Annotated in this window: 6 protein-coding genes and 1 pseudogene; 4 read left to right on the top strand and 3 right to left on the bottom strand. The window is 59.8% G+C overall.

Features of this window, described 5'->3' with window-relative positions; genetic code table 11:
- Positions 1 to 38 precede the first annotated feature (38 nt).
- The 3 genes from csaB (at position 39) to NW860_RS03985 (ending at position 2,740) form a co-directional block, all read left to right on the top strand.
- The gene (gene csaB / locus NW860_RS03995; protein ID WP_414512532.1) at positions 39 to 1,118 is read left to right on the top strand and encodes a polysaccharide pyruvyl transferase CsaB; all 1,080 of its coding nucleotides are present in this window, start codon (positions 39 to 41) and stop codon (positions 1,116 to 1,118) included.
- A gap of 106 nt (positions 1,119 to 1,224) precedes the next feature.
- Positions 1,225 to 1,809 (top strand): type II CAAX prenyl endopeptidase Rce1 family protein, encoded by a 585-nt coding sequence (locus NW860_RS03990; protein ID WP_414512530.1) that lies wholly within the window; start codon positions 1,225 to 1,227, stop codon positions 1,807 to 1,809.
- A 94-nt stretch (positions 1,810 to 1,903) separates the two neighbouring features.
- The gene (locus NW860_RS03985; protein ID WP_414512528.1) at positions 1,904 to 2,740 is read left to right on the top strand and encodes an alpha/beta hydrolase; all 837 of its coding nucleotides are present in this window, start codon (positions 1,904 to 1,906) and stop codon (positions 2,738 to 2,740) included.
- A gap of 7 nt (positions 2,741 to 2,747) precedes the next feature.
- Here the strand turns inward: NW860_RS03985 and NW860_RS03980 are convergent, their stop codons facing one another.
- Together NW860_RS03980 and NW860_RS03975 are read right to left on the bottom strand one after the other, a co-directional pair.
- Positions 2,748 to 3,458, bottom strand: coding sequence for a hypothetical protein (locus NW860_RS03980; protein WP_414512526.1), 711 nt, complete (start codon positions 3,456 to 3,458; stop codon positions 2,748 to 2,750).
- Positions 3,455 to 3,712: a hypothetical protein gene (locus NW860_RS03975; RefSeq protein ID WP_414512524.1), complete on the bottom strand. Its 258-nt coding sequence runs from the start codon at positions 3,710 to 3,712 to the stop codon at positions 3,455 to 3,457. Before NW860_RS03975 ends, NW860_RS03980 begins: the two co-directional genes overlap by 4 nt.
- 351 nt (positions 3,713 to 4,063) lie before the next feature.
- On the opposite strand from NW860_RS03975, the gene NW860_RS03970 reads away from it, so the two are divergent.
- The gene (locus NW860_RS03970) at positions 4,064 to 4,714 is read left to right on the top strand and encodes a peroxiredoxin (RefSeq protein ID WP_414395276.1); all 651 of its coding nucleotides are present in this window, start codon (positions 4,064 to 4,066) and stop codon (positions 4,712 to 4,714) included.
- 112 nt (positions 4,715 to 4,826) lie between these two features.
- Here the strand turns inward: NW860_RS03970 and NW860_RS03965 are convergent.
- Positions 4,827 to 5,180 (bottom strand): annotated as a pseudogene (locus tag NW860_RS03965) (NAD(P)H-quinone oxidoreductase subunit F); the annotation flags it as partial.

Genomic DNA, 5,180 nt, shown 5'->3' with positions numbered 1-5,180 from the left:
GAGGATTCCGTCTGGGGCAAACCAGCCGAGGAGGCGCGATGAAACGGCCACAGGTTTTGATCTGTGGCTACTACGGCTACGGCAATGCCGGCGACGAGGCCTTGTTGCTGGTTCTGCTGCAGCAGCTCCGGCAGTTGCCCAACCCCGTACAGCCGGTGGTGCTTTCTCCCTGCCCTGAGGCAACCGCTGCCACCTATGGGGTGCTGGCCTGTCCACGCTTTGATGCCTGGGCTTTGCAGCGCTGTTTGGCCCAGGCTCAGGCTTTCATCTGGGGCGGGGGTAGCTTGCTGCAGGATCGCACCAGTTGGCGCAGCCCCCTCTACTACCTGGGGCTGATGCTCTGGGCCCAGCGGCGGGGTCTGAAAACCTTGGCTTGGGCGCAGGGGATCGGCCCCTTGGAGCGGCGCTGGATCCGCAAGCTGGCCCGCCACTCTCTAGCAAGCTGTACAGCCATCAGCGTGCGTGACGGAGTGGCCTCCCGCTACCTCCAGGAGTGGGGGATCCCCCACCAAGTAGCCCCGGATCCGGTTTGGGGCCTGCCCGCCAAAACTCTGTCGGAGTGGGAAAGATGGCCTCAGCCCCGCATTGCTGTGGTCCTGCGGCAGCATCCCCAGCTCACTCCAGCGCGACTGGAAACTTTGGCGGAAGCCTTGCGACGCCTCCAGGCTGCCACGGGGGCCTATCTTCTTTTCGTGCCCTTTCAGCTAGCTCCTCCCGGATCCCTTGACCTAGGGCCAGACTACCACTTGGCCCAGCAGCTTTACCATCGCCTGCCCCACCACAGCCAGGTGGTGGAAATCCGGGATCCCTATCTTTTAAAGGGGGTCTTTCGGGGGGTGAGATTGGCCATTGTTATGCGCTACCACGGCTTGGTGATGGCGGCAGCCGAGGGCTGTGCCTGCTTTGGCCTCAGCTACGATCCCAAAGTGAAAACGCTGCTTGAGGAATTGGGCATGCCCGGCTGGGATCTAGAGGAGATCCCGGAAGATCCCAAGGCGCTGCACCAGGCTTGGCTAGCCTGCTATGCCGACGGGCCAGCCCTCAGCCCTGACCAGGTGGCCGTTTGGGTAGAGCGATCGGCCCAGCACGCCCAGTTGCTAAGGCAGCACTTGTCTTGAAAAAAGGGGGAATCCAAAGCTCCGCCCTCGAGGGCTGGGGAAAGCATAGCCGTTCTCGTCGGGATTCGCTCTACGCTGGGAATAGGGTGCCCGAGCGACCCTTCCCATGAGTGCCGAGATTCAGCCCTGCACGCGCCAACAGATCTTGATGGGGATGAGCCTGACCAGCCTGCTCCTGGCGCTCATCGCTGGCCTCTGGATCTGGCTGGGATCCCTATCGGTACCCTTTCGCTGGGATCCGCTGGCCTTGGCCTGGGGGGCAGCCCTGGGTCTGGGGGTGGCGCTGCTCAGCGGCGGGGCTTACTGGCTTTGGCCAGCCTATCGCCGGGCGGCCTCTAGCTACTTGCACCTCGTGGCGGATCCCTTGCAGTGGCGGGATATCTTCTGGGTGGGGGTGCTGCCGGGCTGGAGCGAGGAATGGCTATTTCGCGGCGTGCTGATGGCAGCCCTGGTGGCCAGCCCCTTGGGGTGGACGGGTGGAATCCTCTTGAGCGGCTTCTTGTTTGGGGTTTTGCATTGGCTAGAGTGGCAGGGTTGGCCCTATGCCCTCTGGGCCAGCGCCGTGGGCATTCTGCTGGGGATGGGAGTGTGGCTGTCGGGAAACTTGTTGGTAACCATCGTCGCCCACACCCTGGTCAACTGGATTGGGGTTTGCCTTTGGAAATGTTCTGCCCTGCCAGCCGAATCCTGAAGTGCCCGACATCGCCGCTGCCGGCACGCCACCCGTCCCACCTCTCCCGTGGAGTCTGGGGATGAGGGAAATGGTCGGGAGGCCAAGTCGAGCGATGGGCAAGCCTTTGAGTTTCGGGTTCTTCCCGTGGCTGCGGCTGGGGCGATCCCTGCTGCTTGTTGGCCTAGGGGTGTACGGCTACCTGCTCTGGCTGGGCTGGTTTCAATCGGAGCGGCTGATCTTTCTGCCCCGCCCCGCCAGCTACCAGGATGGGGATACCATTCTCAAGCTCACCACCTCTGATGGCCTGCAGATTTCGGCGGTGTACCTGCCCAATCCCCAAGCCACCTATACCCTTCTCTACAGCCACGGCAACGCCGAGGACTTGGGAGATATCTTGCCTCGCCTAGTGGGCCTGCAGCAGGGAGGATTTGCCGTCCTAGCCTACGACTACCGGGGCTACGGCACCAGCGAAGGGATCCCTTCCGAGGCCGGCGCCTATAGGGACATTGAGGCAGCCTACGCCTATCTCATTGCCCAAGGGATCCCGCCGGAGCGAATTTTGGTCTACGGGCGCTCGGTGGGAGGCGGACCCTCGGTTTACTTGGCAACCCAAAAGCCGGTGGGGGGCCTGATCCTGGAATCGACCTTTGTAAGCGCCTTTCGCGTCTTGACCCGCATCCCGCTGCTGCCCTTTGATCGCTTCGACAACCTCAGCCGCATTGCCCACATCAATTGTCCGCTGCTGATCTTGCACGGCACCCAGGATCGCCTGATCCCCTTCTGGCATGCCGAAGCTCTTTACCAAGCGGCACGGGATCCCAAGCGCTTAGTGGCCATTAAGGGAGCAGATCACAACAACCTGCTGCAGGTGGCCGGAGAGCGCTACCTGCCCCTTTTGCACCAATTTGTGGCCGAGCTGGTGGAGCCTAGCCGCTTCTCGGGGAAGTAGGGAATACTCAGCCGGCCTTTTGATTCAGCAGTTCTTGCAAGAGCTGCCGCGCCGGCTCCAGAAGGCGCACCACGTCGGGGTGATAGCTCCAGATGGGGTCGTTTTCAGGGAAAACCTCCAGCGAGAACATGCCCTGCACAGCTTTCAGGTAAGGCAACAAGACGGCATAGCTAGCCGACGTCAGACGAGATTGCAGAGACTTGTCCAGCAGCTCCCAGCCCACCTTCAGAGGGGGATAAAGCATTACGCAAAGGGGAAACAGCTCCTGCTGCACAGCGGCGAGGCTGCCTTCTAGAGCACAGAGGCCCAGGTACACTTGAAACATCTCCACATCACGGATGCTGGAAGCCCGCACTCCAAGATCTGTCAGGGGGCCACTCTCGCAGCAGTAGCCGCTGAAACGTTCTGCCACCTCGGCACAGATGAACTCAGCTACGCTGGTAACAATGGGTAACAGTTCCTGAATGGCCACCAGAGAAACAGAAGGACTGTCCCCCGCCTGGTCGGCAGCAGCCTTGTCCATCTTCTGCAGCGGCATGTACAGGTGGTCGTCCATCACCTTCAAGTAGGGGTAGAAGAGGCTGCGCTCCTCAGGCAACAGGGCCTGCAGCAGCATTTGTCCGGTGTAGTGGAACTGCATGCTCAAGAAGCCGAGCACTCGCGGATCCCGCTCGCTGTAACGAGCCCGCAGTTGACCGCAGAGGGGCGCGATCTTCACCGAAAAGCGTGGGCTGCCTGCTCAAAGAGACTTTGAGAGTCCTCCGCAATTTTCCAGGGATCGATTAAGTCCGGATCCAGTCCCTGCCGTGGTATTTCGGAAGCCAAGAGCTTTTCCGTTTTCGCCCAGGCCTGGGAGCTGGCAAAGCGCAGGGATCCCTTCACCTTGTCGGCTAGTTGCAGGCTTAGCGGCCCACTCCCAGCCGCCTGCGCCCTCAGCTTGTCTACATATTTTTGGGCCCACAGAGTGGCCAAGCTATAGATTGTGACTGTCTCCGCGTTTTCCATTAGTTCTCCTGCTGGGGGGGAACTAGGTTATCCAGCATACTCCTGGAATGCCACTGCTTGTTTAGAATGCTACCCCTCCTCGTTGCAGCCCGCGAAGAACTTAAAAGAACTTAAGGGGACGTCAAGATCCGCGCGTTCTGTTTGCAACGCAACCTAGCAGCGAAAAGCCCTTCCTGCTGCCGGCAAGGTGACGATGATCTTAAAATTACCTAAATCCGCTCGGAAAAGTGGGGTTTGTGTGGCAAGATCAAAAGAAATGGGATTGAAGGGTTTCGGATCCCTGTCTTACCGCACTGCATCTTAGGGAGGATAGAGCGTATGTCTCTCCGACTTGGGGACACTGCCCCTAACTTTACGCAAAAGTCCACCCACGGCGACATCGACTTCTATTCCTGGGCTGGGGATAGCTGGGTAGTGTTGTTCTCGCACCCTGCCGACTACACGCCAGTCTGCACCACCGAACTGGGCAGGGTTGCCAAGCTGATGCCCGAATTTGAGAAGCGGGGCGTGAAAGTGCTGGGCCTTAGTGTGGACGACGTGGACTCCCACGTTGGCTGGGTGAAAGACATTGAGGAAACCCAGAATGCCCAGGTGACCTATCCCATTTTGGCGGATGCCGACCGCAAGGTCTCCCAGCTCTACGGCATGCTGGATCAGACCAACCTCAACCAAGAGGGGCTGCCCCTAACCGTCCGGTCGGTATTTATCATCGATCCCAACAAGAAGATACGCTTGATCATCACCTACCCAGCCAGCACAGGCCGCAATTTCGATGAGATCTTGCGGGTCATTGATGCTCTGCAGTTGTCGGATAAGTACAACGTCGTTACCCCTGCTGACTGGAAAGATGGCGACGACGTCATCATCCCGCCTTCCCTGCAAGATCCAGAGGTGCTGAAAGAAAAGTTCCCGAAGGGCTACAAGGAGCTCAAGCCCTACTTGCGGGTCACCCCTCAGCCCAATAAGTAAGTCCAACCCACTTGGCAGGAAGGGATCCCTTCTTTGCTGGAGGCTGTGATCTCTTCCCCAGCTAGGATCCCCGGCCAGGGGATCCTTTTAGTGTGGGCAGCGCTGCCCCAGCCTAAATTCCAACCCCAGCAAGTACCACCATCACCACCACCGCCGCGAAGATGATCAAGGCATAGAACTGGGCCTTACCATTCTCCAGGTATTTCATCACCTCGCCGCCGACCATCGCCACCAGTCCCGTCAGGTTGACCACCCCGTCCACAATGCGGCTGTCCACTTCCAGCGCCTCCCGTGCCACAAAGCGGGTGCCCCGCACAAAGACGCGCTCGTAGAGGTCGTCGAGGTACCACTTGTTGAGGGAGAAGTAGTACAGCGGCTGCAGGCTGCGGGGGAAAGTGCTGGGATCAAGGCGCTTCTGCCAGTAGATGAGACCGGCCAGGGCGATGCCGATTAGCCCAATGCCCAC

The organism is Synechococcus sp. F70.1, from assembly GCF_047502745.1.
Classification (GTDB): Bacteria; Cyanobacteriota; Cyanobacteriia; order Thermostichales; family Thermostichaceae; genus Thermostichus.
The sequence above is the reverse complement of the archived record's forward strand: the minus strand, read 5'-3'. Positions and strand labels throughout refer to the sequence as shown.

Bases quoted from the DNA above. Each gene is read 5' to 3' on its own strand.
- NW860_RS03985 (WP_414512528.1), top strand. From the start codon at position 1,904: ATGGGCAAGCCTTTGAGTTTCGGGTTCTTCCCGTGGCTGCGGCTGGGG.
- csaB (WP_414512532.1), top strand. From the start codon at position 39: ATGAAACGGCCACAGGTTTTGATCTGTGGCTACTACGGCTACGGCAAT.
- NW860_RS03990 (WP_414512530.1), top strand. From the start codon at position 1,225: ATGAGTGCCGAGATTCAGCCCTGCACGCGCCAACAGATCTTGATGGGG.
- NW860_RS03970 (WP_414395276.1), top strand. From the start codon at position 4,064: ATGTCTCTCCGACTTGGGGACACTGCCCCTAACTTTACGCAAAAGTCC.